This window comes from Chachezhania sediminis (genome assembly GCF_009765275.1).
GTDB lineage: Bacteria > Pseudomonadota > Alphaproteobacteria > Rhodobacterales > Rhodobacteraceae > Chachezhania > Chachezhania sediminis.
On record NZ_VOPH01000003.1, the window covers coordinates 742299 to 765284 of the forward strand.

Annotated in this window: 24 protein-coding genes and 1 pseudogene; 11 read left to right on the top strand and 14 right to left on the bottom strand. The window is 63.8% G+C overall.

What is annotated here, in order from left to right; translation table 11 throughout:
- The 6 genes and pseudogenes from FQK05_RS12855 to FQK05_RS12880 form a co-directional block, all read right to left on the bottom strand.
- Positions 1–459: pseudogene (locus FQK05_RS12855) on the bottom strand (thiolase domain-containing protein); the annotation flags it as partial.
- Entirely contained in the window at positions 456–1565 is a 1110-nt protein-coding gene (locus tag FQK05_RS12860; RefSeq protein WP_158967317.1) for an acyl-CoA dehydrogenase family protein, read from the bottom strand. The gene FQK05_RS12860 and the pseudogene FQK05_RS12855, both read right to left, overlap by 4 nt.
- Positions 1562–2809: an acyl-CoA dehydrogenase family protein gene (locus tag FQK05_RS12865; protein ID WP_158967319.1), complete on the bottom strand. Its 1248-nt coding sequence runs from the start codon at positions 2807–2809 to the stop codon at positions 1562–1564. The genes FQK05_RS12860 and FQK05_RS12865 overlap by 4 nt, the downstream gene beginning before the upstream one ends.
- Positions 2810–2962: 153 nt before the next feature.
- A complete protein-coding gene (locus tag FQK05_RS12870) occupies positions 2963–3733 on the bottom strand; it encodes an enoyl-CoA hydratase-related protein (RefSeq protein WP_158967321.1) in 771 nt (256 codons plus the stop codon).
- Entirely contained in the window at positions 3730–4599 is an 870-nt protein-coding gene (locus FQK05_RS12875) for a MaoC family dehydratase (protein WP_158967323.1), read from the bottom strand. Before FQK05_RS12875 ends, FQK05_RS12870 begins: the two co-directional genes overlap by 4 nt.
- 1 nt (position 4600) lies before the next feature.
- Complete coding sequence (locus FQK05_RS12880) at positions 4601–5482, bottom strand: NAD(P)-dependent oxidoreductase (RefSeq protein ID WP_158967325.1); 882 nt, start codon at positions 5480–5482, stop codon at positions 4601–4603.
- Between the two features lie 235 nt (positions 5483–5717).
- Here FQK05_RS12880 and FQK05_RS12885 point away from each other — a divergent pair, with 235 nt between their 5' ends.
- Entirely contained in the window at positions 5718–6266 is a 549-nt protein-coding gene (locus FQK05_RS12885; protein WP_158967327.1) for a TRAP transporter small permease subunit, read from the top strand.
- Between the two features lies 1 nt (position 6267).
- Complete coding sequence (locus tag FQK05_RS12890) at positions 6268–7578, top strand: TRAP transporter large permease (RefSeq protein ID WP_158967329.1); 1311 nt, start codon at positions 6268–6270, stop codon at positions 7576–7578.
- Between the two features lie 88 nt (positions 7579–7666).
- Here FQK05_RS12890 and FQK05_RS12895 read toward each other — a convergent pair whose 3' ends face one another.
- Together FQK05_RS12895 and FQK05_RS12900 are read right to left on the bottom strand one after the other, a co-directional pair.
- On the bottom strand, positions 7667–8788 hold the full coding sequence (locus tag FQK05_RS12895) for a CaiB/BaiF CoA transferase family protein (protein ID WP_158967331.1): 1122 nt from the start codon (positions 8786–8788) through the stop codon (positions 7667–7669).
- Between the two features lie 52 nt (positions 8789–8840).
- Positions 8841–9956 (bottom strand): CaiB/BaiF CoA transferase family protein, encoded by a 1116-nt coding sequence (locus tag FQK05_RS12900; RefSeq protein WP_199252653.1) that lies wholly within the window; start codon positions 9954–9956, stop codon positions 8841–8843.
- A 178-nt stretch (positions 9957–10134) separates the two neighbouring features.
- On the opposite strand from FQK05_RS12900, the gene FQK05_RS12905 reads away from it, so the two are divergent.
- The gene (locus FQK05_RS12905) at positions 10135–11169 is read left to right on the top strand and encodes a LysR family transcriptional regulator (protein ID WP_158967333.1); all 1035 of its coding nucleotides are present in this window, start codon (positions 10135–10137) and stop codon (positions 11167–11169) included.
- A 117-nt stretch (positions 11170–11286) separates the two neighbouring features.
- Here FQK05_RS12905 and FQK05_RS12910 read toward each other — a convergent pair whose 3' ends face one another.
- Entirely contained in the window at positions 11287–12387 is a 1101-nt protein-coding gene (locus tag FQK05_RS12910; protein WP_158967335.1) for a C4-dicarboxylate TRAP transporter substrate-binding protein, read from the bottom strand.
- A gap of 281 nt (positions 12388–12668) precedes the next feature.
- The gene (locus FQK05_RS12915; protein WP_158967337.1) at positions 12669–14099 is read right to left on the bottom strand and encodes a hypothetical protein; all 1431 of its coding nucleotides are present in this window, start codon (positions 14097–14099) and stop codon (positions 12669–12671) included.
- A 97-nt stretch (positions 14100–14196) separates the two neighbouring features.
- On the opposite strand from FQK05_RS12915, the gene FQK05_RS12920 reads away from it, so the two are divergent.
- The 3 genes from FQK05_RS12920 (at position 14197) to FQK05_RS26540 (ending at position 16301) form a co-directional block, all read left to right on the top strand.
- Positions 14197–14928, top strand: a complete 732-nt coding sequence (locus FQK05_RS12920) for a FadR/GntR family transcriptional regulator (RefSeq protein ID WP_158967339.1) — start codon at positions 14197–14199, stop codon at positions 14926–14928.
- Positions 14929–14989: 61 nt separating this feature from the next.
- Positions 14990–16147, top strand: a complete 1158-nt coding sequence (locus tag FQK05_RS12925; protein ID WP_158967341.1) for an acyl-CoA dehydrogenase family protein — start codon at positions 14990–14992, stop codon at positions 16145–16147.
- Between the two features lie 64 nt (positions 16148–16211).
- Positions 16212–16301, top strand: coding sequence for a CoA transferase (locus FQK05_RS26540; protein WP_199252654.1), 90 nt, complete (start codon positions 16212–16214; stop codon positions 16299–16301).
- A gap of 189 nt (positions 16302–16490) precedes the next feature.
- Here the strand turns inward: FQK05_RS26540 and FQK05_RS12935 are convergent, their stop codons facing one another.
- A complete protein-coding gene (locus tag FQK05_RS12935) occupies positions 16491–17732 on the bottom strand; it encodes a type II toxin-antitoxin system HipA family toxin (protein ID WP_158967345.1) in 1242 nt (413 codons plus the stop codon).
- The gene (locus tag FQK05_RS12940; protein WP_233270488.1) at positions 17722–18036 is read right to left on the bottom strand and encodes a helix-turn-helix domain-containing protein; all 315 of its coding nucleotides are present in this window, start codon (positions 18034–18036) and stop codon (positions 17722–17724) included. The genes FQK05_RS12935 and FQK05_RS12940 overlap by 11 nt, the downstream gene beginning before the upstream one ends.
- Before the next feature lie 115 nt (positions 18037–18151).
- Here FQK05_RS12940 and FQK05_RS26370 point away from each other — a divergent pair, with 115 nt between their 5' ends.
- The gene (locus FQK05_RS26370; RefSeq protein ID WP_267902369.1) at positions 18152–18334 is read left to right on the top strand and encodes an AAA family ATPase; all 183 of its coding nucleotides are present in this window, start codon (positions 18152–18154) and stop codon (positions 18332–18334) included.
- Positions 18335–18375: 41 nt separating this feature from the next.
- On the opposite strand, the gene FQK05_RS12950 is transcribed toward FQK05_RS26370, so the two are convergent.
- Positions 18376–18870, bottom strand: a complete 495-nt coding sequence (locus tag FQK05_RS12950) for a hypothetical protein (protein ID WP_199252655.1) — start codon at positions 18868–18870, stop codon at positions 18376–18378.
- A gap of 89 nt (positions 18871–18959) precedes the next feature.
- On the opposite strand from FQK05_RS12950, the gene dusA reads away from it, so the two are divergent.
- Genes dusA through FQK05_RS12970 form a run of 4 tightly spaced genes read left to right on the top strand, consistent with a single transcriptional unit; the run spans position 18960 to position 22061 of the window.
- On the top strand, positions 18960–19982 hold the full coding sequence (dusA, locus tag FQK05_RS12955) for a tRNA dihydrouridine(20/20a) synthase DusA (RefSeq protein ID WP_158967349.1): 1023 nt from the start codon (positions 18960–18962) through the stop codon (positions 19980–19982).
- A gap of 33 nt (positions 19983–20015) precedes the next feature.
- Positions 20016–20849 carry a sulfite exporter TauE/SafE family protein gene (locus FQK05_RS12960; RefSeq protein WP_407644504.1) on the top strand — a complete coding sequence of 278 codons (834 nt, stop codon included), beginning with the start codon at positions 20016–20018 and terminating at the stop codon, positions 20847–20849.
- A gap of 4 nt (positions 20850–20853) precedes the next feature.
- Positions 20854–21663: a phytanoyl-CoA dioxygenase family protein gene (locus FQK05_RS12965; protein ID WP_158967351.1), complete on the top strand. Its 810-nt coding sequence runs from the start codon at positions 20854–20856 to the stop codon at positions 21661–21663.
- Positions 21664–21701: 38 nt separating this feature from the next.
- Positions 21702–22061 carry a SpoIIAA family protein gene (locus tag FQK05_RS12970; protein ID WP_158967353.1) on the top strand — a complete coding sequence of 120 codons (360 nt, stop codon included), beginning with the start codon at positions 21702–21704 and terminating at the stop codon, positions 22059–22061.
- 74 nt (positions 22062–22135) lie between these two features.
- Here the strand turns inward: FQK05_RS12970 and FQK05_RS12975 are convergent, their stop codons facing one another.
- Positions 22136–22876 carry a YebC/PmpR family DNA-binding transcriptional regulator gene (locus FQK05_RS12975; RefSeq protein ID WP_158967355.1) on the bottom strand — a complete coding sequence of 247 codons (741 nt, stop codon included), beginning with the start codon at positions 22874–22876 and terminating at the stop codon, positions 22136–22138.
- Positions 22877–22986 lie beyond the last annotated feature (110 nt).

The window sequence follows — 22986 nt, forward strand, 5'->3', positions numbered from 1 at the left end:
GCCGAATTCGTACATGTGCCGCGCCGCGACCATGCCGTACATTTCGACCACCGAGGGGGCGAAAAGCCCCTCGAAGGGCGTGTCGGGCGTCGGGCTGGGCGGCATCTTGGCCGATTTCATGCCCGCCGCGCGCGGCCGCCCCGCCAGGGTGATCAGTGCGACATTGCATTTTCCTGCGGCAATGGCCTGTGCGGCATGGGCCACGTGGATCAGATAGGACGAGCCGCCCGTTTCGGTGCTGTCGACGTGATGCACGTTGAGGTTCATGTATTCGAGCATCGACATCGCGCCGAGGCCCGGCGCATCGCCGGCGCAGAAATAGCCGTCGACATCGTCGAAACTCAGCCCTGCATCGGCCAGCGCCCCGGCCGCGCTCTGCATATGCAGCTGCGCCACCGAGATGCCGTCAGCCTTGCGGGTCGGATGCTCGTAGGCCCCCATGATATAGGCCGCGCTCATTGTGCCACCTCGCGTTGCAGTTCGATCTCTTCGGCCAGCGTGGCGGCGCGGTCGCGCAGGGCGCCCGCCTCTTGTCCCATCATCGCCTGAAGGAAGATCAGCCGCCGGAAATAATGGCCGATGGCCATTTCGTCGGTCATGCCCATGCCTCCGTGAAGTTGAATGGCGGCATGCCCGACGCTTTGCGCTGCGCGGCAGATGCGCGCTCGCACGCGGTCGTGCAGCTGTTTCGGGTCGCCGTCGTCGCTTGCTGCAAAGGCGGCAAGCTCGGTCATGCTGCGGGCCGCTTCGAGTTCGACCAGCAGGTCGGCCACCATGTGGCGCAGGGCTTGAAAGGCGGCGAGCGGCCTGCCGAACTGGCTGCGCTCGTCGATATAGGCGGTGGTCAGGCCGATGGCCTTTTCGATGGTGCCGGTGGCATCGGCGGCGAGTGCACTGACGGCCAGCGCGTTGCCACGCCGGATCGCCGCGCGGGCCGCGTCGCCGGTGGCAAGACGCGCCTCGGCGGGCAGATGGCAGTCGAAGGCGAGCCGCGCAAGCGGGCGGCCGTCGATGGCACCATAGGGCGTGACGGTCAGGCCGGGTGTCATGTGGGGCAGGCGGTAGAGCGCGTCGCCACCTGCCGTCACCACTAGGAACTCGGTCGTATCCGGGCCCGCTTCACACAGATCGACCGTACCCGACAGGTGGTGCCCGTCCGCTGCGGGCGTGGCCGTGATGCCCGAAGAGACGCCGTCGCAGGGTAGACCGAAGCCCGCCGGTGCGGCGATGGCCGAACCGTCGACCAGCGCGCTCACGTCCTGACCAAGCGAGGAAAGCGTCCCGACGCAGACCACCGAGCTTGACACAAAGGGTTCGGGCAGCCGGGCGCGACCGATGGCCTGACACAGAAGCGACAGCGCGGCGGGGTCAAGCCCGAGACCCCCGTGATCGGGATCTACCAAAAGCCCGTGCCAGCCCATCTCGGCCATCTCGCCCCAGCGGGAGGCGGAAAAGCCCTTGGACGCGCGAACATCGGCGTCCGAGATGCCAGCGGTCCATTTCTCGGCCGCCTCGCAGATCATCCTGGTTTCGTCCGAGGGGGTGAGATGTTCGAGGAATGTCATGGCCGTGTCTCCAGCGCAGCGCGGGCAAGGATGTCGCGTTGGATCTGGTTGGTGCCGCCGTAGATCGAGACCGAGCGACCGAACAGATATTCGTTGAGCGCCCCGTCCACGAAGTCGGTGGGCAGCCCGCCGAGGTCGTCGAAAGCCTCGATGAATTCCGCACCGCGTCCGGCCGCGTAATGGCCCAGCGTGGATACGATCAGCTCTGCGAGGGTCTGCTGGATCTGCGCGCTGGCGAGTTTCAGGACCGAGGGTCCCGTCATGGCCGAGGGGCCGTTCTTTCCCTGCGACAGGATGCGAATCTCGGAGATTTCGAGCGCGGTGAGGTCGGCCTCGACACGCGCGAGGTCCCGCAGGAAGGCGCTATCCTTGGACAGATCGACACCCGGTATCAGGTCGGTACGGGCAAGACGTTTCAGCCGTTCCACCTGACGGCGGCAGCGGCCCACATTGGTGATCCCGGTGCGTTCGTTTCCCAGCAGGAACTTGGCGTAGTCCCAGCCCTTTCCACGTTCGCCCACCAACCCGTCCGCGGGGATTTTCACGTCCTCGAAGAAGACCTCGTTCAGCGAGTGGTTCATGTCGATGGCGACGATCGGTTTCACGACGATACCGGGCGTGTCCATGTCGAGCACGAACATCGAGATGCCCCCCTGCCTGCGCGGTGCCTCGTCCGTGCGGGCCAGCAGGAAGATCCGGTCGGCATAATGCGCCTTGGAGGTCCAGATCTTCTGCCCGTTCAAAAGGTAATGGCCGCCCTTGTCCTCGGCCTTGGTCCGCAGGCTCGCGAGGTCCGAGCCGGAGCCGGGTTCGGAGAAGCCCTGACACCAGAAATCCTCGCCCGACAGGATGCCAGGCAGATACTTGTCCTTCTGCGCCTGCGTCCCGAAGGTGTAAAGCACGGGGCCGATCATCGACACGCCGAAGGGCGGGATACCGGGCGCGGCATTGCGGGCAAGCTCGGATGAAAAGACCATACGCTGCAGTTGGGTCCAGCCGGTGCCGCCGTATTCGACGGGCCAGGCCGGCGCGGTCCAGCCGCGGGCTGCGAGTTTGGCCAGGAAATCGGCAATCTCGGATTTGGTCGGCGCATAGCCCCGGTCGATCCGGTTGCGCGTTTCTTCCGGGACCGCATCGCGCAGGTAGGCCCGTACATCCCTGCGGAATGCGCGCAGGTCATCGTCCAGCAAAAGGTCGATATGGTCGCGCTCTTCATACGGGGTTTGGCTGTTGGTGTCTTGCACGTCAGGACTTCCGGGTATCGGTCGTCTGAATGTGGGTCATTTCGGATCCTCCAAACGCACGAAGGCAATCACTGCGCGCAAAGATTATATTGGTCTTACCATTAAAATTATCCGGCATTCCTGTCAATCGGAAGTACGCCCGTTCCGGAAAAGTCAGCGATTGCGAAAGTTTGGCGGGCGCTTCTCTTTGAAGGCGGCGATTCCTTCGGCCTTGTCTTGAGTGGACAAAAGCAGTTGTAGCGCCTTGCGTTCGATCATCAGCCCGGCGTCGAGCGACAGGTCGGCCCCGGTGAGGACGGACTGTTTGATCTGCGCGAGCGCGATGGGCGCGCGGCGCGAGATGCGCTGTGCAAGCCTCAGTGCGGTGTCCATCACCTCGGCGTCGGCGACGAGGTCGGAGACCAGCCCGAGATCGCGCGCCGTCTCGGCCGTCATGGTGTCGCCGGTCAGCAGATAGCGCATCGCGGCGTGCTTGCCGATTGCGCGGGGCAGGCGTTGGGTGCCGCCCGCACCTGGCATGAGCCCGACTTTCGGTTCCGGCAGGGCGAAGGTCGCCGAGTCCCCGGCGACGATGAGGTCGCAGTGCAGGACCATTTCGAAGCCCCCCCCAAAGGCGCGCCCGTTCACGGCGGCGATCAGGGGTTTCGGGAAATTCGCGATTGCGTTCCAATACTGTTCCGGCGCGGCTTCCATCATCTCGACAGGTCCCATCCGGTCGATCTGGTGCAGATCGGCGCCGGCCGCGAAGACTTTCGGCCCTCCGGTCAGGATCACCACGCGGATGTCACCGTCAGCGGCAAAGACGGCGAGCGCATCGACCAGCTCTTGGCGCAGGTCGTAGGAAAGTGCGTTCAGAACCTCTGGCCGGTTGAGCGTGATGAGACCGACGGCCGGGTCCGGGCGGTCCGTGAGAACGAGCGTCATGGAAGGGGGCCTTTCGCAAAGGTGAATGTTCCGTTCGTGGTGATGTGCACGTCACGCTCGACCGCCCGGCAGCGAAACAGCGCGCGCGGGCCGTCGCGCCAGATCTCGGTTCGGATCGTGTCGCCGGGAAAGGCGGGCGCGGAGAACCTGAGCGCCAGCGCCCCCATGCGCGACGGGTCGTTGTCGCAGAGCGTGCGCAGAAGCGCGTGCCCGGCGATCCCGTAGGTGCAAAGCCCGTGCAGGATCGGCCGGTCAAAGCCGACGGCGGCGGCGACGGCCGGATCGGCGTGGACCGGGTTCATGTCGCCGGTCAGGCGGTAGAGCAGCGCCTGATGCGGCCCGGTGGGCATGTCGCGCGTGATGTCCGGGGCGCGGTCGGGCAGGGACCAGGCCGGGACGGGGGGCTGGCGGCGCCCGCCAAAGCCGCCCTCGCCGCGCAGGTAGGCGGTCCGGTTCACGGTCCAGACGGGGCGGTCCTCTGTGTCGGTCACACGACATTCTATCTCGACCAGCGCCCCCTTGCCCGGTCCCTTGTCCCAGAGGTTCGCGACCCGGCTGTGCCCGGTCAGGGGGGTGTCCAATGGAAGCCTGCGGTGAAACTGAATCGCCTGTTCCCCGTGCAGGACGCTGTCCGCGTCGATCCCGAGATCCGGGTCAGCGACCCAATGGCCGGGGGTGCAGAGCGTGGCGGCCATCGTGGGCAGGATCTTCTGCTCCGCCTCGTAGACATAAGGCAGGTCACCCGCGTCCGCCGGGTCGCGCCCGAGGCCGAGGGCCACGGCGTAGAGAAGCGCATCCTTCGCGGTGACGCTGCGGGTGACTGGGGGGAAGACGAGGGTTTCGAGCCTGCCGCGGTTGAACCCCATGTCACCGCGCCCGCATCTCGGTCAGAAGCGCGCGCATCTCCTCGACGAGGGGCAGTCGAAGGTCTGCATCCTTCGCGAGCGCGGCGATGATGCCGAGATCCTTGACGAGGTTCGCGGGGCTGGGGCCGTCGTAGGGGGGCAGCTGCGTGCCACAAAGGTGGCCCATAATCGCCTCGGTATGGAGTGCGGGGCCAATGAGCGGGGCGCCACCGTCGACCACGCGGGTCCATTCCCGCAGCACCGGCGTGTCCGCGAAGCCGCCCGTCAGGGCCTGGGCCAGTTGCCGGGGCGCGATGCCGAACCGGGACCCGAGGGCCAATCCCTCGGCCAGAGCGGCGAACGAGAGGAATCCGATCACCTGATTGCAGGCCTTGGCGATCTGGCCGCTGCCCGTGGGGCCAAGATGCGTGACGCTGGCCCCAAGCGCCGTCAGCACCGGCCAGGCATGCGCGACCGTACTGTCCTCTCCGCCGACGAAGACGGCAAGCTGGCCCGCCGCCGCCCCCGCCAGACCGCCCGAGACCGGCGCATCCACCCATGCAGCCCCACAGTTTGACCGGACGCGCTCAGCGATCCGGCGCGTAGCGTCCGGGGATACGGTCGAATGGTCGACAATCACGGCGGGCGTGATGTCTGCCCCGACGATCCCGTCCGGCCCGAACAGCACTGCGTCAAGCGCGGCGGCGTCGGTCACGCAAAGACACAGAATATCGACCCGGCGCGCCAGATCGGCCGGGGACGCCGCCACCGGAACCCCGGCGTCCCGGAACGCGTGCGCCTTGGCCGCGGATCGGTTCCAGACGACAAGGTTCAGTCCAACCTCATGCAGACGCCACGCCATCAGCGCGCCGATGTTCCCAAGTCCCGCGAAGCCGACGCGCATTTGGATGCCCTTGTCCAGATCCCGGAAAGAGCCTATGCGAGACTCAATTGGTCGGACCAATACTATTCACGTTGCGCGCCATATCGTGCACCAAGAATATATCAATTGTATCGCACGCTTGTGGTTCCGTCTTGGACGCGGTCCCGGCGCCGGGTGCAGGATATCTTGGACATGTCTGGTCCGGTGCGATCCATTTCGGCCGCAGGTGCCGTGACGAACGAAAAAGGGGGATTTCGTGATAAATCTGATCGACGGGCTCGCGTCCGCGCTTGCGCGGGTCACTTTATGGCTCGCGGCGGTGCTGCTGCTGTTGATGGCTTTTCACGTCACGGCCGATGTGATCAGCCGGTCGTTCTTCAACGCCCCGATCGCGGCGACGCTGGAATTCGGAACGTATTACTACATGGTGGCCGCGTCGTTCCTTGCCCTTGGCTATGCGCAGATGCGCGATCACAACGTGTCGGTCGATATCCTGATCCACGGGGCGGGCCCCAGAACCCGTATGGCCGTGGAATGCGTGGCCCTGATCTTCACGTTGATCTACGGGGTCGCGTTCACCTGGGCCTCGATCCTTTCCGCGCTCGAGAAGACGCGGGTCGGCGCCTATACCCTGACCCAGTATTTCAACCTCGCCACCTGGCCGTCGCACTGGATTCTTGTGCTGGCGGGCGTGGTGTTCTGCCTGGTCCTGCTGGCGCAGATCCTGCGGATCGCCTCGGCCCTCGGGCGCGGCGAAGACCGGCGTGTCGCAGAGCTGATCGGCCAGAAAACGGAGAGCATCTGACATGGAACCGATCACCATAGGCATCATCGGGATGATCGGCCTGATCGTCTTGCTCGGGATCCGCGTGCCGGTCGGTATTGCGCTTTCGCTCGTTTCCCTGCTGGGGCTCTGGATGATCCGGGGTTTCAACGGCGCGCTGGGCGCGCTCAAGGGCATTCCTTACGATTTCACGGCGCATTGGACGCTGTCCGCGATCCCGATGTTCCTGTTGATGGGGACGATCGTCGCCAATTCGGGCATGACGACAAGCCTTTACGCGGCGATGCGGGTTTGGCTTGGCTGGATGCCCGGCGGGCTTGCGGTCGCGACGAACTTTGCGGGCGCAGGTTTCGCCGCGGCCAGCGGGTCAAGCATGGCGACGACCGCCACGCTGGGCCGTATCGCGGTGCCGGAAATGCTGAAGAGCGGATATGATCCCGGGCTCGCGACCGGCGTCGCCAGCGCCGTCGGCACCCTTGGCGCGGTGATCCCGCCCAGCATCATCGTCGTGCTCTATGCCATCTTTGCGCAGGCGCCGGTGGGGCAGGTGCTGATCGCGGGGATCATTCCGGGTCTTCTGACGGCCTTTGCCTATGCCACGCTGATTGTCGTGCGGGTAAAGCTGAATCCGGCCCTGGCCCCGCGCCATGACACGCAGAAGGTGGGCTTTTCCGGTCACCTGCGGCTGCTGGCGCCGATCTGGCCCTTGCCGGTGCTGGTGCTTGGGGTGATCGGTGGGATCTATAGCGGGTTCATGACCGCGACGGAATCCGGGGCGGCCGGCGTCGTGCTGGCGATCATCGTAACGATAATCCAGCGTTCCTTTTCGCCGGCGATGCTTTGGGACAGCCTGAAAGAGGCCGCAACGACCACCGCGAGCCTGATCCTGATCGCCGTGGGCGCCGCGCTGTTCACCCGGTTTCTTGCCTTTTCGGGCATTCCGAACCTGCTGTCCGACCTGATTACGGCCGGAAACGCGAGCCCGATCTCGATCGTGCTGTCGATCGCGGTGGTCTATATCCTGTTGGGCTGTTTCCTCGACCCGCTGGGCGTGCTGCTGCTGACGCTGCCGGTGCTGTTGCCGGTCTTTGACAAGGCCGGCATGGATCTGGTCTGGATCGGCATCATCCTGGTGAAGTTCATCGAGATCGGGATGCTGACGCCTCCCGTGGGGTTGAACGTTTTCGTGATGAAGGGAGTCATAGGAGACGAGGTGCGGCTTGTGCAGATCTTCAAGGGCGTGTCGTGGTTCCTGCTGGTCGAGGTCGTGGTCATGGCGATCCTGATTGCCTTCCCTCAAGTCACGCTGTTCCTGCCGAACCTGATGCGCTGATCCGGAACGCGCAGACACGAAAAGCCCGCGTCGGGGTCCGGCGCGGGCCTATTTGTGTCGGGACCAAATTATGGTCGGCGCAAGCCGGTCAGAGGAAATCGGAGAGCTTGTATTCCCCCAGTTCCGAGACCGACGGCACAGCCGAGACGGTGCTGCCCGACATCTTGAACGGCAGGTTCGTCACCAGGTAGTCGCCCGCCCGGTCGGTGACCGTCTGGAACGCCTTACGGTGCTTGAGTTGCGGGTCCTCCAGTGCCTCGGCCACCGTACGGTAGCGGCCACAGGGCACCGAGGCGGCCGACAGGATGCGTTCGCAGTCCTCGGACGAATGTTGGATCGTCCAGCTTTCGATGGTCTCGAGCAGTTCCGGGAAGTTGTTGTAGCGCGCCTCCACCGTTGCAAAGCGCGGGTCCTCGATCCACTCGTCGTGCCCGGTCGCGCGCGCGAGCATTTCAAAGTTGCGCTGGGTGTTGGGCATGATGATGACAAAGCCGTCGCTGGTGCGCGAGGGCTTGTAGACCGGGCGCGAAATCTTGGCCGGGAACTGCGCCTCCTGCACGTCGTAGGGCATGAGGTTGACCACGCTTTCCATCAGCGACACGTCGATATACTGCCCGCGCCCGGTCTTTTCGCGGCTGTAGAGTGCCGTGTTGACGGCGCTGAAGGCGTAGATGGCGGCGAGGATGTCGGCATAGAACAGCACGCTGTTGGCCGGGCGCGTGAGTTCGTCCTGATAGCGCAAGAGCGTCAGGTCGTGGCCGGAGGAGGCATGGACGTTTTGCGCATAGGCCGGGCGGTCCGCCCCCGGCCCGGTCTGGCCATAGCCCGACACGGCGCAATAGATCAGCCCCGGATTGCTGCCGGACAAGGTTTCGTAGTCCAGCCCAAAGCGGGCCATGACGCCCGGACGGAAGTTCTCGATCACGATGTCCGCCGTGTCGATGAGCCGTTTTATGTCGGTGAGCGTGTCCGGGTCCTTGAGGTCCGCCACGACGCTTTTCTTGCCGCAATTGACCTGCCCGAAGTACGAGCTCAGCCCGTCGCGCATGGGCGCCTGAGAGCGCATGTAGTCGCCATCGGCGCTTTCGATCTTGATGACCTCGGCGCCGAGATCCGCAAGGTATCGGCTGCAATAGGGGCCGGCGACGAGGGTCGTGAAGTCGACGACGCGCAGGCCTTCCAGCGGGCGGGTGTGGGTGTCTTGGGTCAAAAACGCGCTCCTCTCACGTATCGGGTATGCTTGGGCCCCCGTGGGGCTCTGATCAGGGTGTCGCCAAGGCGGCCCAGCCCTGAGCACGCATCCGCGCGGCCAGATCCGGGTCGGGCGCGCTTGGCGGTCTGGGCGTGTCCGGCTGGCTTTTGCTGAACCGCGGGGCAGGGGCGGTCTGGGAAATTCCGTCCACATGGATGACGCTGCCGCGCTCTGTTACCTGCGGGTGCGAGAGCGCCTCGTCCATGTCGAGGACCGCGGCATAGCAGGCCTCGCGCCCGGCAAAGACAGCGTCCCATTCATCGCGCGTCTTGCTGGCAAAGACCTGCGCGAACACTTGCTTCTGTTCTGGCCAGGTCGCCTTGTCCATCTGCCTGTCGAGGTAGGAGGCATCGAGCCCCATACCGCCAAGCAGCTCGGCGTAGAACTTTCTCTCGACCGCGCCGACCGAGACGTATTTTCCGTCCAGCGTCTTGTAGCAGGCATACCACGGCGCGCCGCCGTCGATGAAATTACTCTCGTACTCATCGACCCACAGGCCCGAGGCGCGAAAGCCGCGGAAGGTCGTCAGAAGCGACCCGACCCCATCGAGGATGGCCGCATCCACCACCTGTCCTTCGCCAGTCGTGCGGGCGTGCAGCATCGCAGCGAGCATACCGAAGGCAAGATAGAGCGCGCCGCCGCCAAGATCGGACACGAGGTTCAGGGGGATCGCCGGTCCTTCGGCTTTGGACCCGATCATCGACAGGGCCCCGGACAAGGCGAGGTAGTTGATGTCGTGGCCCACGGTCTGGGCCAGCGGTCCGGTCTGGCCCCAGCCGGTCATGCGCCCGTACACCAGTGCGGGATTCGCGGCGAGACAGTCGTCGGGGCCCAGCCCCAGCCGTTCCATCGCGCCGGGGCGGAAGCCCTCGATCAGGGCATCGGCGCCCGACACAAGCTCCAGCGCGAAATCCCGATCCGCGGGCGTCTTGAGGTCCAGGGCGATGGCGGGTCGGTTGCGTTTCGTGACGTCGAATCGCAGGTCTCGTTTGACGCCAAGGCCGGCATCCTGCGTGCGGTCCAGCCGAATGACCGTGGCCCCCAGATCGGCCAGCAGCATCGCGCAGAAAGGCCCGGGGCCGATTGCGCTAAACTCAACTACCTTCAGTCCGGATAGCGGTCCCATCACATTCCTTTCGCGGTCATGCCGGGGCAGATCATCGTAGGACGATCGTGTCGGCAAAAGTTAGCAGTATTGGTATGACCTTTAAAGTATTTGATTGGCGTAATGCAAAGATATATCCTGTTTCGCATGCACGGCCCCTCCGATCGGAACGCAGGCGGGCATCAGGGAGGAAGAACCAATGACCAGCCGAACCGCATTAGCCGCTGTCGAGGCGAGCCAGGTGCTCTCGCTTCGGACACCTGTTCTCGAGGATCTCCCCAAAGTGGAGCTACGCCAGTTGCGCTATTTCCTCGCCGTGGCGGAAGAACTGAACTTCACGCGCGCTGCCGCGCGGATGGGTATTGCGCAACCCCCGTTGAGCCAGCAGATCATCTCGCTTGAGCATCAGCTGGGCGCGAAACTGTTCATACGCTCCTGCCGAAGGGTCAAGCTGACGCCGGAGGGCACCGAACTTCAGGCCTATGCAAGGCGGATCATCAACACCACCTTGCTGGCCACGGAATCCATCCGCTCCATGGCGAAGGGCAAGAACGGGCAAATCGCCCTTGGGGCGGTCTGTTCGGCCATCCATTCGCTGTTGCCGCACATCCTGCCGCCCTTCGCGGCGTGTAATCCCGGTGTGCGGGTGCATCTTCAGGAAATGACGGTGAACGAACAATTCCGCGCCCTGAAAGAGGAACGGATCGACATCGCCATTGTCCGTGAACCCATGGCGACGACGGAATTCGCCACCCAACCGCTGTTCACCGAACCCTTCGTGGCCGCCGTGAATCGCCACAGCCCCCTCGCGCGAATGAACCGCCTGTCGCTCGAGCGGATCGCACAAGAGCCGCTGGTGCAGGTCTATCGCTCGACGAACCGGGAATATTCGGACCACATGTTCAGCGCGTTGGTGGAACGGGGCTACGAGCTGAACGTCGTTCACGAAGCGTCGGACATGCATTCGCTGATCGGGCTGGTCGCTGCGGGCATTGGCATGACGCTTGTTCCGGCGTCGCTCGTCAACATCCAAACGGCCAATGTGACCTATGTGCCGCTGTCGGAAAACGTGCAGAACAGTACGCTTTCTCTCGCGTGGAGCCAGTGCGCCATGACGCCGTCGATGGACCGGTTCCTCAAGTCGGTCACTGCCTACATGAGCAGCGTCGACGACCTGTCACGCTTTTGGACCTTGAGCGAGAACCAAGCCGGGTCAAGCCGCCTGGCGAGCTAGACTGCGCCGGGTGGCTGTGGCGACCGGATTGTCGCGGGCGTCCCAAAAAGAACGTGCAGACAGAAAAATGGCCGCCGGTTCTGCCCGGCGGCCATTTCTTTCAGACATGTCGGAGGATCACATGTCCGAGTAGACTTCCTCCATCATCTTCTTGACGAAGGCCTCTTCATCGTCGCCGATCTCTTCCATTGCGCTCGTCCACATGTCGAGCGTCTTCCGGAACCCGTTGACGATGCCTTCTGCGTCTTCGATGCCGTTCTCCTTGGCCCGCGAAATCAGCAGGTCGTTGAAGTAGGGGTTGAACTCCTGGAGCTTCGCCAAGAGCGCTTCGCCCGGCTCGGTGATCGAATAACCGGACTGTTCGGCTCCGGCGAGAACCTCTTCGTCGGATGCGATGTAGTCGTTCGCGGCGCGGAAGATCCCGATGGCGGCACCGGTCTGGAACGCGGTCTTCTGGGTGTCGTCAAGCCCGTCCCACATCGTTTTCGTCAGGCTGATGATCGGCCCGCCGTAGGACACGCCATAGCTGGTATTGAGCACGTTCTTGGCGACCTCGCCCAGAGAGAACTGCTGAAGCCAGCCAACCGGCCCGAGCGTGCAATCCAGCGCGCCACGCTGGAGGCTTTCATAGGTCTCGCCGATACCCATATTCACCGGCGTCATGCCCAGGAACGAGGCGAGATAGGCGAAGTCGCCGGGCACACGCACCTTCAAGCCGGCGAGGCTTTCCAGCGTGTCGATCGGCTTGGTGCACAACAGGCTGTAGGACGTCGTCGAATAGGCGCCCAGGAACATGATATTGTTGGCTTCCATCTCGGCCTTGCAGCCGGGGCATTCGGTCAGGACGTAGTCGGTGATCGCCGCAGCCAGCGCCGGTCCGCCGGAGCGCAGCATCGGCGCGAGCGCCATGGCGAGGTTCGACAGCGGCAGTTCGGCCGGGAAATACACCGCAAGCACCTGGCCGCCGTCGACCATGCCGTCCTTCATGCCGCCCAGCATCGCCTTTGCGCCCAGGAGCGAACCGCCCGAATGCAAGGTGTAGTCGATGGTGCCATCGCCCATGGCCTTGGCCGTTTCGAGGAATGGGATGATTCCGAATTCCACGTTGGATGAGGTGGGAGGCCCATAGGCTGCGTAGGTCACATTGACATCAGCAGCCTGTACCGACGCGCCCATCGTAAGTGCAGCCACAAAGGCTACACCATTGAAAATTCTCATTTCTTCCTCCCATCTTGGACGATCGTAGCTTGTTCTGGCCGGATCTCAGCTGCAGTTTAACAGCCGTTAAATGATCAGACCAATACACAAGATGGCATAGACGAGAGTTTATCCATATCCTTAGCGATCTTGATGACTGATCTGCATCGGACAAGGCGTAGCGGCGTGGACGAGAACATCAGCTTCAAACCGGTCAAGACGAAACGCGCATTCGAGGATGTGTGTGACCAGATCCGGCTTGTCATCCAGGAGGGACGGCTGGAGGCGGCCGGCAAGCGAAGTTAGAGCAGCAGGCTCCAGGTTGCGAAGATCGCAAGAAGCAGTGCGGCGAAGCACAGTACGAAGACCCCGTTCCACTTCAACCCGACCACGCTGGCAGGCTGTTTCAGTTCTGCCGAGGTGATCGCGACGGTCGCTGTCACCGGCGAGATCACCATGCTGGACGCCCAGCCTGTCAGAGTCGCGAGAATGAGCATTGGTGCTGGCATATCAATATTCGCGTCCACGAAGGCCCCAACGAGCAGTGTGCCGGTGATCATAGGGCTGATCGCCACCATGCTGAGGCCGAAGATGACGACCACGATGAAGATCGCGTAGACGACCGCCGGCAGGGCGAAATTTGCAAAGAACGCCTCAAGGAATTGGGTCGGTACGACCTCGACAAGGATCAACCCGAGAAAGCCTGTCGCGAGGATCAGGCAGATTTCGTTCACGGGGCCGCCGAGGGAGCTCAAGGCAGTTCGCATGAGCGATCCGACCCCGGCGCCACTGGCCGGGCGCTCAGCAATCCGCCAGATAATGGCGGCCGAGGGGATCACGATCAGCAAGGCGCCCTGAAGTGGGATTGCCAGCACGAGATCGACGAGCATGCTGAAACCCATGATCCCGACGAGCAGAGCCAGTAGCCGCAGGATGTCGAGCAAGACATAGGGCGATTTGGCCGGGTAGGTTCGCCCCTTGGGGCGCGGTCCGAGCCGGTCGAGGCAGAACTGGAGGCCGACGAAGACAATGGTGGCTGCCAAGCCGTAGGGCGCATAGTCGAACCAGTCGAAATCGTCGACGAGCGGTATGATCAGGTTGATCGCAACTCCGATGGGCGACCACAGGATCGTAGCACCGAAACCTGCAATGATCGCACCAAGGATGCGGCGTTCCTGGATAAGCCGGACGCGCGGGTCGTCACTCATCCGGTGGCAATGGTCGACGGCGAGTCCCAGCAACAGGCGAAAACCCCCGATGTTGAGCAAGATGCCGAAAAGATGTCCGGCGAAGGCCAGCATCCCGAACCGTCGCCCGGGCGGCTGCTCAACCACGAAGCCCGCGACGCGCATCACCGGCGCCGAGGTCTTTGTCGCCGCCTGCAGGATGGCCATCGCAGTCAGGAGAGCGGGCAGGAACAGGGCGCGGCTGGCCGCCAGCATGAAAGCCTCGATATCGCCTCCCGTAGCTAGAAAGCCAATAGTGGTGACCAGGCCGACGGCGGCGATCACCAGCGTGACCTTTGAGATCTCGCGCCATGAAATGATGAAACTTACCGAGATGATCGCCAGGCTTAGAAGCGACCAAACGTGGATCCCGGTGACCCGGTCGGCAAGGGTCGCAAGCGTGGCGAAGACAAACACCCACGCTTGTGCCGAGCTCTGGCTGGCACGTGGCGCTCTCGCATCACGGTGGCAGGGCGATGCCGAACCTGAGGTCTTTTTGTTTTTCATGATTGGTATTACCAATAGAAGAACCGGGGTGAATGCAAGATGCCTTTTGTAGGCGCGCAGCCCCCGCGCCGGACCGAAGCCAGATTGGAAGACACTGATGACTGCGACTACCAGACGAACCGAACCGCTCGTTTTCGAACCGGTAAAACAGAACCGAAACTTCGAGGTCGTGGTGCAGGTCGTGCGCGACAAGATGATGCGTGGCGAGCTTCAGCCCGGTGACAAGCTTCCACCGGAACGGGAGCTGGCGAAGCAGCTCGACGTCAGCCGCAACGTGGTGCGCGAGGCGCTGCGGATTCTGGAAAACGCCGGGCTGGTGGTGACTAAAAAGGGCGCCTATGGCGGGGCCTTCGTGTCTGAAGGCAGCGCAACGCAGATGAGCCAGGTGCTGAGTGACCTCATTATGCTCAATGCGATTAAGGTCTCTGACCTCTGCGAGGCACGTACCCTCTTGCTGGAGATGATCATCGACCAGATCAAGCGTCGGGAATCGATTCCTGACCTGACGGCGCTCGATGCGAATCTGGCCGAGACGGAAGAGGCAGTGGCGGCGCGGGACTCGGCGCGGCGCGTGGCTGTGGCACGCGATTTCTACCACCAGATCGCCGAACTGACGGGCAACACCGCGCTGGTCTACACGACCGATGCGCAGACCGAGTTGACGCAGACCTTCCTGCAATTCCGAATTGGAGACATGGCGCCCGAGGTGCTGCTGAACTCGCGCCGGAGCTTTATCGAACATCTGCGCGCCGGTCGTTTCGACGAAGCGAAGGAAGAGCTGCGCGCCCACCTGGACCGCGTGCATACGGGTTTGTGGGATCGGTCATGAATGATTGACATTTAATGGTAGGACCTTTAAGGATTCCCGGGATTTGACCGGAGATCCTACGATGCTCGACGCAACCGAAAACGATGAAGACCTGATCATGTTTCGCGACACCATCCGCCGGATGGTCGAGAAAGAGGTCGCGCCGATCGCGGCGAAGATCGATCAGGAAGACGACATGCCCCATTCGCTCGTCCCGATCTTCGGGGACCTGGGGCTGATCCAGATCATGGTGCCCGAGCAATACGGCGGGCCGGGCGGCACGCTGACCATGGCGTGTATCGCCAAGGAAGAGGTCTCGCGCGCCTCCTTCGCCGTGTCTCACCTGGTCGGGGCGACATCGATCGCGATGGCGCTGCCGCTGACCCACTACGGCACCGATGCGCAGCGGCAGAAATACCTGCCCGAGATCGCCAAGGGGCGCACGCTGACCTGCATCGGTCTGACCGAACCGCACACCGGTTCGGACGTCTCGGGCATCAAGACCACGGCCCGTAAAGACGGCGACGATTACGTCATCAACGGCCAGAAGGTCTTCATCACCAAGGCCGATCAGGCGAAATACATCCTGCTCTTCGCCCGCACGGCCGAAGGCAAGGGGCATGACGGTATCTCGTCCTTCCTGGTCCCCATGGACACGCCCGGCATCACCATTGGCGGCAGCCCCAAGAAGATGGGCCTGCGCGGCATCAAGAACTGCGACCTGTTCTTCGAGAATGTCCGCGTGCCGGCCGAAAACCTCGTCGGCGAGGAAGGACAGGGTTTCAAGAACGCCATGGGCGTGCTGAACCTGAACCGCCCGACCGTGGGCGCGGCCTCGGTTGGCATCGCGCAGGGCGCGCTGGACGCCGCCATGGCCTATGCCAAGGACCGCGTGCAATTCGGCCAGCCAATCGCCAACTTCCAGCTGGTGCAGGCGATGCTGGCCGACATGGCCATCCAGATCGAAGCCGCACGCGCATTGCTGTACAAGGTCGCCGCCTTCATCGACCGCGATCCGACCCACCCGAAGGTTCCGGTCTATTCGTCGATGATCAAGACGTTCGCCTCTGACATGGCGATGAAGGTCACGACCGACGCGGTTCAGGTTTTTGGCGGGGCAGGCTATCTTCAGGACAACCCGGTCGAACGCTACATGCGCGACGCCAAGGTTTGCCAGATCTATGAAGGCACGAACCAGATCCAGCGTCTGATCATCGCCCGTGCGATGCTCAAGGACTGATGGCAGACGGTCCTAAACCGATCCGCGTCGTCGATTGATGGCAGGGCCCTTCTGCACCCATCTCATGGCGGACATCGGCGCCGAGGTTATCAAGATCGAACCGACAGAGGGGGACGCCATGCAACGGCGTCCCCCGCTGCGCGCTTTGCGCTGAGGGGGGGGGCAGGCCTTCCGTTTGCGCTATGCGGCGCTGGACGAGGGGCGGATCGCCCGGGCGGTGGAGATCCTTGCCCGAAGCGTTCCGGGCTGAACCTATGCCGCCGCGACCGGGGGGGCAGGCTTGCTCGGGGGCGAAGTGCATAAAGTGAGGTTGGTCTGGAAATTCCTGACCTCGGCCGCCCGGTCACCCGACCAGAACGGCCGTCATCGTCCGGACACGGGTATCGATGCGCCCCAGCACTGCGTCCGGCACGAGGGCGCGTTCGGGCAGATCCCACCAATGCGCATCGACGGCCTGAGCGGTTTCGGCAACCGCCTTCAAAACGGCGGGTCCGGGGAGCTTGGCGCGGTTGGCGAAGGCCTTCCAGCGCGCCGAGGTCAGTGCTTTGAAGGCGCGCTCGCCGCCGAGCGACAGGGCCAGGTCGTCCGCCGGAATATAGGGGATGGTTGAGAGCAGGTCGTAGACGGGCGCGAGGGCAGGGGCGTTGCCGTCGCCGGGGTAGATCAGCGACCAGTTTTTCAGGTGCATGTCGCCATTGCCCATGATCACCGAGAGCGTAAGACGCCGGACGAACTCAAGCGCCGCCAACGGAGAAATGGCGATGCTGAGCGCTGATGCGATATCGTGATAGGCTGCACCCTCGTATTTGCGCGCGGGGGGGATACCGAACACCTGGGCGAAATCCTCGATATGGATGCGCTGGCCGCCCGGCCCGCGATCGAAGCGGCGCAGCAGCAAGACCCGACCCTCGGTCATGGTCTCAAATTCCTCCGGGATGCCGTCGAACTGGTCGCGGGTAACCAGCTCGCGCTCGGGTACCTCCATGCCGATCGCTTTGGCCAGTGCGAGGTTGGCAAATTCGTTCTCGGACACCGCCGGAAAAGCCGTGGAGGGGAACTTGGCGATGTATTCTCCGTCGCCGTCGCCGAGCGGCACGGTCAGCCCGCCACCTTTGCCAGTGTTCTTCATCACCGAGAGCTTCATCTGGACGCCGGCCAGCGAGAAGCGAGCTTTCGGCGCCGTCTGCGCAGGTTTCGCCGGGACCAGGGCAAGGCCGTCGCCCGGCAGGGCGCGCACCGCGCCGGGCAGATCGGCCCCGAGCGCTGCGAGCAGGTCGAAGTCATTGCCGGAACGGACGCGCCCTGCGTGATGCTTTTCCATCGCGTCGCGCAGCTTGTCCTCGGGAAGCAAGTTGGCGAAGAAGGCCGGCAGGGCACCTGCGATCGGCTGCGGATCCTTGCGCAGCCCGCCATTCGCCGCCCGGAAGGACAGGCTGAGGATGGGGTATCCACCTGTCGCGCGATATGCGGGATCGAAGCTGAATGCGTTGAAATCGCCCGGGGTTCGGACGATGGTGCCGATCTTGTGGTGGTTCAGGAAAATGTCGAGCGCCTGAACGTTGGCGGCGGTTCGTTCAGCGCTCATCGTCAGGCTCCGGCTGGGGGGCGAAGGCCGGGGCATCCTCCCCGGCATCGGGGCTGAGCAAGGTGTTGACTGCTGGTATCAGGAATTGCGGGATCAACATCATCTCGAGCCCGAGCGCGCGCGCGATATTCATCAGCGTGGTGGTGCGCGCGGCGGCGGCGCCTGTCTCGATGTCGCGGTAACGCGGGCGGGAAATGCCGGCCAACTCGGCGACCTGTCCCTGGGTCAACCCGGCGGCCAGCCGCGCCCGGCGAAGCTGCGCGCCGATCGTGTGAAGAGAGCCTGTTTCGGGCACGAAGGACACCTTTGCGATTCATCTGGTCAACATTGATCTGAAAACATATCACTATCCTGCTGGATTGGCGAGGGAATGATCTGTATTAGTATCTTCGTGTTATCTAGGGATATGTATAAGTATCATTGGTGCGGAAGCCAAAGAACGACGACAAGAAGCGCAATCCGGTCGCACAGCAACAGCATATCTGATGACCGACGAGAACGGGCGCGCGGTGGACGAGCGGCGCCTGTCGCTGCTGCTCCACGGCCTCGACCGGGACGCATATCGCACGCGCTTTTCGCTCGACGACACGGTGTTCCGCTAATGGGATGTACCGGCTGCTTCCCCCAGCAGGTTAGGCTTTGCCTATGTCTGCAAGTTGGAGAAGTAGCATGGAGAAGAAGACCTTCGATCATCCAGTCGGAAGTCCCACATCGGTCGAGCTATCGCGAAAATGGAGGCGAGATGGCTCGCGTAGTTCCCGACGGTTTGCGGTTGTCCGGGTAGTGACTGAAGGAACTCGATGACATCCTTCGACTTGATGGTGGAGCAGGGCAGATCGGCGATTGGGTAGGTGGCGATGGTCCGGAGGACCTGCGCCTTTGTGCGACCGATGTCCTTCACCGTTTCTTCGGTGTAGCGCTCGATCGCTTTGGATAGCGGAGGGTCAGATACGTTCAGCTCCTCCAAGGCACCAGGTTTTGCTAGCTCTTGCTCGCGCTTTTTTATCCAGGCGGTTGCGGCAGGGCGTCTGTCAAAGGTCTTCGTCTCATGATAGGAGATTCCGTCTCGCATCACTCGCACGCGCGCAAGGTAGCTGCTGCTGCCATCCTTTCGCTTGCGTATACTGATCGAGCCCATGATGACCTCCGGACGTGGTACATTGTGCCAAGTCCAGCGTCGAAATCGGCGTATTTGGTGCAGAACAAGCCGGAACGAGACGAATATAAGTGACTGATAAATTTAAAAAACAAGATTTATCAACGGCCGCCCGCCTATCCGTCGCGCCCATGATGGACTGGACGGACCGGCATTGCCGGTATCTGCACCGCCTGCTAAGCAGCCATGCCTTGCTTTATACCGAGATGGTGACCGCCCCCGCGTTGGTTCGCGGCCGGGCGCTGCACCTTTTGGACCATGATCGGGCCGAGCATCCGGTGGCGCTGCAGCTGGGCGGATCCGATCCCGCGGAACTGGCCCAGGCGGCGAAGCTGGGTGCCGGGGTGGGCTATGACGAGATCAACCTGAACTGCGGCTGCCCGTCCGACCGGGTCCAGTCCGGGGCCTTTGGCGCGGTGCTGATGAAAAGTCCGGACCTGGTGGCCGACTGCGTGGCTGCCATGGCCGGTGCCGTGGATGTCGAGGTGACCGTCAAGTGCCGCATCGGTGTCGATGACCAGCAGCCGGAGGAGATCCTGCCGCGTTTTCTGGAAACGATCCGCGCGGCCGGCTGTCGGCGGGTGACGATCCACGCGCGCATGGCCTGGCTGAAGGGGTTGAGCCCCGCGGAAAACCGCACCGTACCGCCGCTGAACTATGACCTTGTCCACCGGATGAAGGCCGATTTCCCGGACCTGCACATCTCGATCAACGGGGGCGTGACCTCGCTGGCCGAGGCCGCGGCGCTGCTCGATGCCGGGTTGGACGGTGTGATGATCGGACGGTCGGCCTATCACGAACCGGCGCGGATCCTGGCGCAGGCCGACCCGAAGATCTTCGGGCAGGGCCGGGGCAGCGACGCGATGACCGCAGCCCGGGCGATGCTGCCCTATATCGAAAACCACCTGTCCCGCGGCGGTCGCCTGCACCAGGTGACGCGGCATATGCTGGGATTGTTTGCCGGCCGGCCGGGCGCGCGCGCGTGGCGGCGGATGCTGTCGGAACAGGCATCCCGGCCCGGTGCGGGGCCCGAAGTGGTCGAGGCAGCCTTGTCGCAGATCGCACCGCTGGCCGAACGGGCGATGGCGGTGTAAGCCACTCCGGAATGCAGACCGGAGTACCCCGACATGAGCCATATCCCCGATCCAGCGATGCTGGTGCCGATGCTGTTCCTTCTTCTGGCCATCGGTGCCCTGGCAGGGGTGCTGGCCGGTTTGCTGGGTGTGGGCGGTGGCATCGTCATCGTGCCGGCGCTGTTCTATGCCTTCCACGTGCTGGGCTATGACGGGCCGCAGTTGATGCAGGTCTGCCTGGCGACCTCGCTTGCGACGATCATCGTGACCTCGGTCCGGTCGGTCATGTCCCATAACAAACGCGGCGCGGTCGACTGGGACATCCTGAAAGGCTTTGCCCCGGGCATCGGCATCGGCGCGCTTCTGGGCGTTTGGCTGGTGGCGGGACTGTCCAGCACCGTGCTTCAGGCGATCTTCGGGTTCCTGGCCATCCTCGTCGGGCTCTACATGGGGTTGGGCAATGCCGACTGGCGGCTGGCCGACCAGATGCCGACGGGCCTGAAGCGGGCCATCCTGTCGCCCTTCCTGGGCTTCCTGTCGGTGTTGATGGGGATCGGCGGCGGCAGCTTCGGCGTGCCGCTTCTGACGCTGCACAACGTCCCGATCCACAGGGCCGTGGCCACCGCCGCAGGCTTTGGCGTGACCATCGCCGTGCCGTCCGTCATGGCCTTCCTGTTCGTGCCGATCGCGGCGGAAACCCGTCCGCCCCTGACCATCGGCGCTGTCAACCTGCCGTCCTTCCTGGTGATCATCGCCATGACGCTGCTGACCGCGCCCCTGGGCGTGAAGCTGGCGCATTCGCTGAACCCCAAGCCGCTGAAACGAGTCTTCGCCGTGTTCCTGACGCTGGTCGCACTGAACATGCTGCGCAAGGCCTTCGGGCTTTAACCTGATGGAGCTACTGCCCGAGACGCTCCGGCAACAGTTCCTGGATCGCGGCTGGCTGCACTTTCCGTTCGACGGCCATGTGGCCAACTGGGCCGCGGCAGCGCGGCCCGCCGCTCTGGCCTCGGTCCGCGATCCGGCTTTCGCGCAATGGTTGGTGTGCGAGGGCACGTGGTTCGTGGGCCTCGACGCCCTTGCCAACGACAAAACGGGCCGCGTGGCCGGTTCGCCGCCCTTGGCCGGCCCGGCGATGGAGTTTGCGACCGATCTCTATGGCGCGATGCCCTTGCATCCCGCCCAGGTTTCGGTCGTCTGGCCGGGTTATCCCCGCCCTCGCGAAGGCGAAGGTCCGGCGGCCGCGCACTATCGCCTGACGCGCGACGCTGCGCATGTGGACGGCCTGCGCCGGCACGGCCCCGCCCGCAGGCGGTTTATGGGCGAACCTCATGCCTGGATTCTGGGTCTGCCCCTGTCCGACGCCGCGTCCGGTGCCGCCCCGCTGGTCGTGTGGGAGGGCAGTCATCGCCTGATGCGCAAGGCTTTCCACACCGCCTTCGAAGGCCATGATCCGGCGGACTGGCCCGACATCGATGTGACAGCGCTTTATCAGCAGGCCCGGCGCGACGCGTTCGGGTCTTGTCGCCGCATCGAACTTCCCGCCCGTCCGGGCGAGGCGACGCTGCTCCACCGACATGTCCTCCACGGCGTGGCGCCGTGGCGCCCGGATACCCCCGATCCGGCGGGCGAGGGGCGCATGATCGCCTATTTCCGTCCCCATCTGCCCGGCGGCGTTGCCGACTGGATGACGCTGCCATAACCTGCGGCAATCCGGTTTCGCAGCGGAAGGGCGAAGGCATGATCGAGGTCAAGCACCACCATGGCCGACTGGAGGCAGTCCTGTCCGGCAAGGTCACCCAGCAAGACTATGTCGATATCCTGGACCCGGCGGTCGACGCGGCACTGGCCGCCCATCCCGGCCTGAAGATGCTGGTGATCGTCGCGCCGGATTTCGACGGCTACGACATGGGCGCCGCATGGGAGGATATGCGCCTGGGCCTGTCCCGCTGGCGTGGCTTCGACAAGATCGCCGTCGTCACGGACCTGGCCTGGATGGCGGTGGCCGTACGCGCCGCCGGGGTCTTCATGCCCTGTCCGGTCAAGGTCTTCGACCCAGAGGCGGTCCCCCTGGCGCGCCACTGGCTGGACACGGTCTGAACCCGCTCCGTCGTGTCGCGGGGGCGGGGCCCCCGCGCCGGTCGCCGAGCGTGGGCGCGGCGAGACCCTTCGCCTTACAGCTGTTCCATCAGCTCGTCGGGCGCTTCGAAGTTGGTCGTCACCCGCTGGACGTCATCGTCGTCTTCCAGCGCGTCGACCAGTTTCATCAGCTTCTGCAGCCCTTCCAGGTCCATCTCGGTCGTGGTGGTGGGCTTCCAGACCAGCTTGGTGCTCTCGGATTCACCCAAGGACGCTTCCAGCGCCGTCGACACCTCGTTCAGGTCGGTGTCCGCGCAATAGATGTAATGCCCGTCCTCGCCGCTCTCGACGTCCTCGGCCCCGGCCTCGATCGCCGCTTCCATCACCGTGTCGGCATCGCCGACGCTGGCGGGATAGGCGACCTCGCCCTTGCGTTCGAACATGAAGCCCACGGACCCGGTCTCGCCCAGGTTGCCGCCGTTCTTGGAAAAGGTCGACCGCACGTTGGATGCCGTCCGGTTGCGGTTGTCGGTCATCGCCTCGACGATGATCGCCACGCCGTTCGGGCCATAGCCCTCGTACCGGATTTCCTCGTAGTCGTCGCCTTCACCCGCCTGCGATTTCTTGATCGCGCGCTCGATCACGTCCTTCGGGACGCTTTGCGACTTGGCTTCCTTTACGGCCAGCCGCAGGCGCGGGTTCTTCTCGGGGTCGGGGTCGCCCATCTTGGCAGCGACGGTGATCTCTTTCGAAAGCTTGGAAAACAGCTTCGAACGGGCCGCGTCCTGCCGGCCCTTGCGATGTTGGATATTGGCCCATTTGGAATGCCCGGCCATCGGTCGTCTCCGGCTCGTAAATGTCTGCCGCGCTCTATAGGCCAGAGCACCATGGGCCTGCAAGCCGCGCATGTGCCTGCGCAGGGGCGGAACGGGGCGGGACGTGCTGC

What these genes read in the sequence shown, in the direction of transcription:
- FQK05_RS12860 (WP_158967317.1), bottom strand. Translation starts at nt 1,565, where the DNA reads ATGACATTCCTCGAACATCTCACCCCCTCGGACGAAACCAGGATGATC.
- FQK05_RS12870 (WP_158967321.1), bottom strand. Translation starts at nt 3,733, where the DNA reads ATGACGCTCGTTCTCACGGACCGCCCGGACCCGGCCGTCGGTCTCATC.
- FQK05_RS12875 (WP_158967323.1), bottom strand. Translation starts at nt 4,599, where the DNA reads ATGGGGTTCAACCGCGGCAGGCTCGAAACCCTCGTCTTCCCCCCAGTC.
- FQK05_RS12880 (WP_158967325.1), bottom strand. Translation starts at nt 5,482, where the DNA reads ATGCGCGTCGGCTTCGCGGGACTTGGGAACATCGGCGCGCTGATGGCG.
- FQK05_RS12890 (WP_158967329.1), top strand. Translation starts at nt 6,268, where the DNA reads ATGGAACCGATCACCATAGGCATCATCGGGATGATCGGCCTGATCGTC.
- FQK05_RS12900 (WP_199252653.1), bottom strand. Translation starts at nt 9,956, where the DNA reads ATGGGACCGCTATCCGGACTGAAGGTAGTTGAGTTTAGCGCAATCGGC.
- FQK05_RS12905 (WP_158967333.1), top strand. Translation starts at nt 10,135, where the DNA reads ATGACCAGCCGAACCGCATTAGCCGCTGTCGAGGCGAGCCAGGTGCTC.
- FQK05_RS12910 (WP_158967335.1), bottom strand. Translation starts at nt 12,387, where the DNA reads ATGAGAATTTTCAATGGTGTAGCCTTTGTGGCTGCACTTACGATGGGC.
- FQK05_RS12915 (WP_158967337.1), bottom strand. Translation starts at nt 14,099, where the DNA reads ATGAAAAACAAAAAGACCTCAGGTTCGGCATCGCCCTGCCACCGTGAT.
- FQK05_RS12920 (WP_158967339.1), top strand. Translation starts at nt 14,197, where the DNA reads ATGACTGCGACTACCAGACGAACCGAACCGCTCGTTTTCGAACCGGTA.
- FQK05_RS12925 (WP_158967341.1), top strand. Translation starts at nt 14,990, where the DNA reads ATGCTCGACGCAACCGAAAACGATGAAGACCTGATCATGTTTCGCGAC.
- FQK05_RS26540 (WP_199252654.1), top strand. Translation starts at nt 16,212, where the DNA reads ATGGCGGACATCGGCGCCGAGGTTATCAAGATCGAACCGACAGAGGGG.
- FQK05_RS12935 (WP_158967345.1), bottom strand. Translation starts at nt 17,732, where the DNA reads ATGAGCGCTGAACGAACCGCCGCCAACGTTCAGGCGCTCGACATTTTC.
- FQK05_RS12950 (WP_199252655.1), bottom strand. Translation starts at nt 18,870, where the DNA reads ATGGGCTCGATCAGTATACGCAAGCGAAAGGATGGCAGCAGCAGCTAC.
- FQK05_RS12960 (WP_407644504.1), top strand. Translation starts at nt 20,016, where the DNA reads ATGAGCCATATCCCCGATCCAGCGATGCTGGTGCCGATGCTGTTCCTT.
- FQK05_RS12965 (WP_158967351.1), top strand. Translation starts at nt 20,854, where the DNA reads ATGGAGCTACTGCCCGAGACGCTCCGGCAACAGTTCCTGGATCGCGGC.
- FQK05_RS12970 (WP_158967353.1), top strand. Translation starts at nt 21,702, where the DNA reads ATGATCGAGGTCAAGCACCACCATGGCCGACTGGAGGCAGTCCTGTCC.
- FQK05_RS12975 (WP_158967355.1), bottom strand. Translation starts at nt 22,876, where the DNA reads ATGGCCGGGCATTCCAAATGGGCCAATATCCAACATCGCAAGGGCCGG.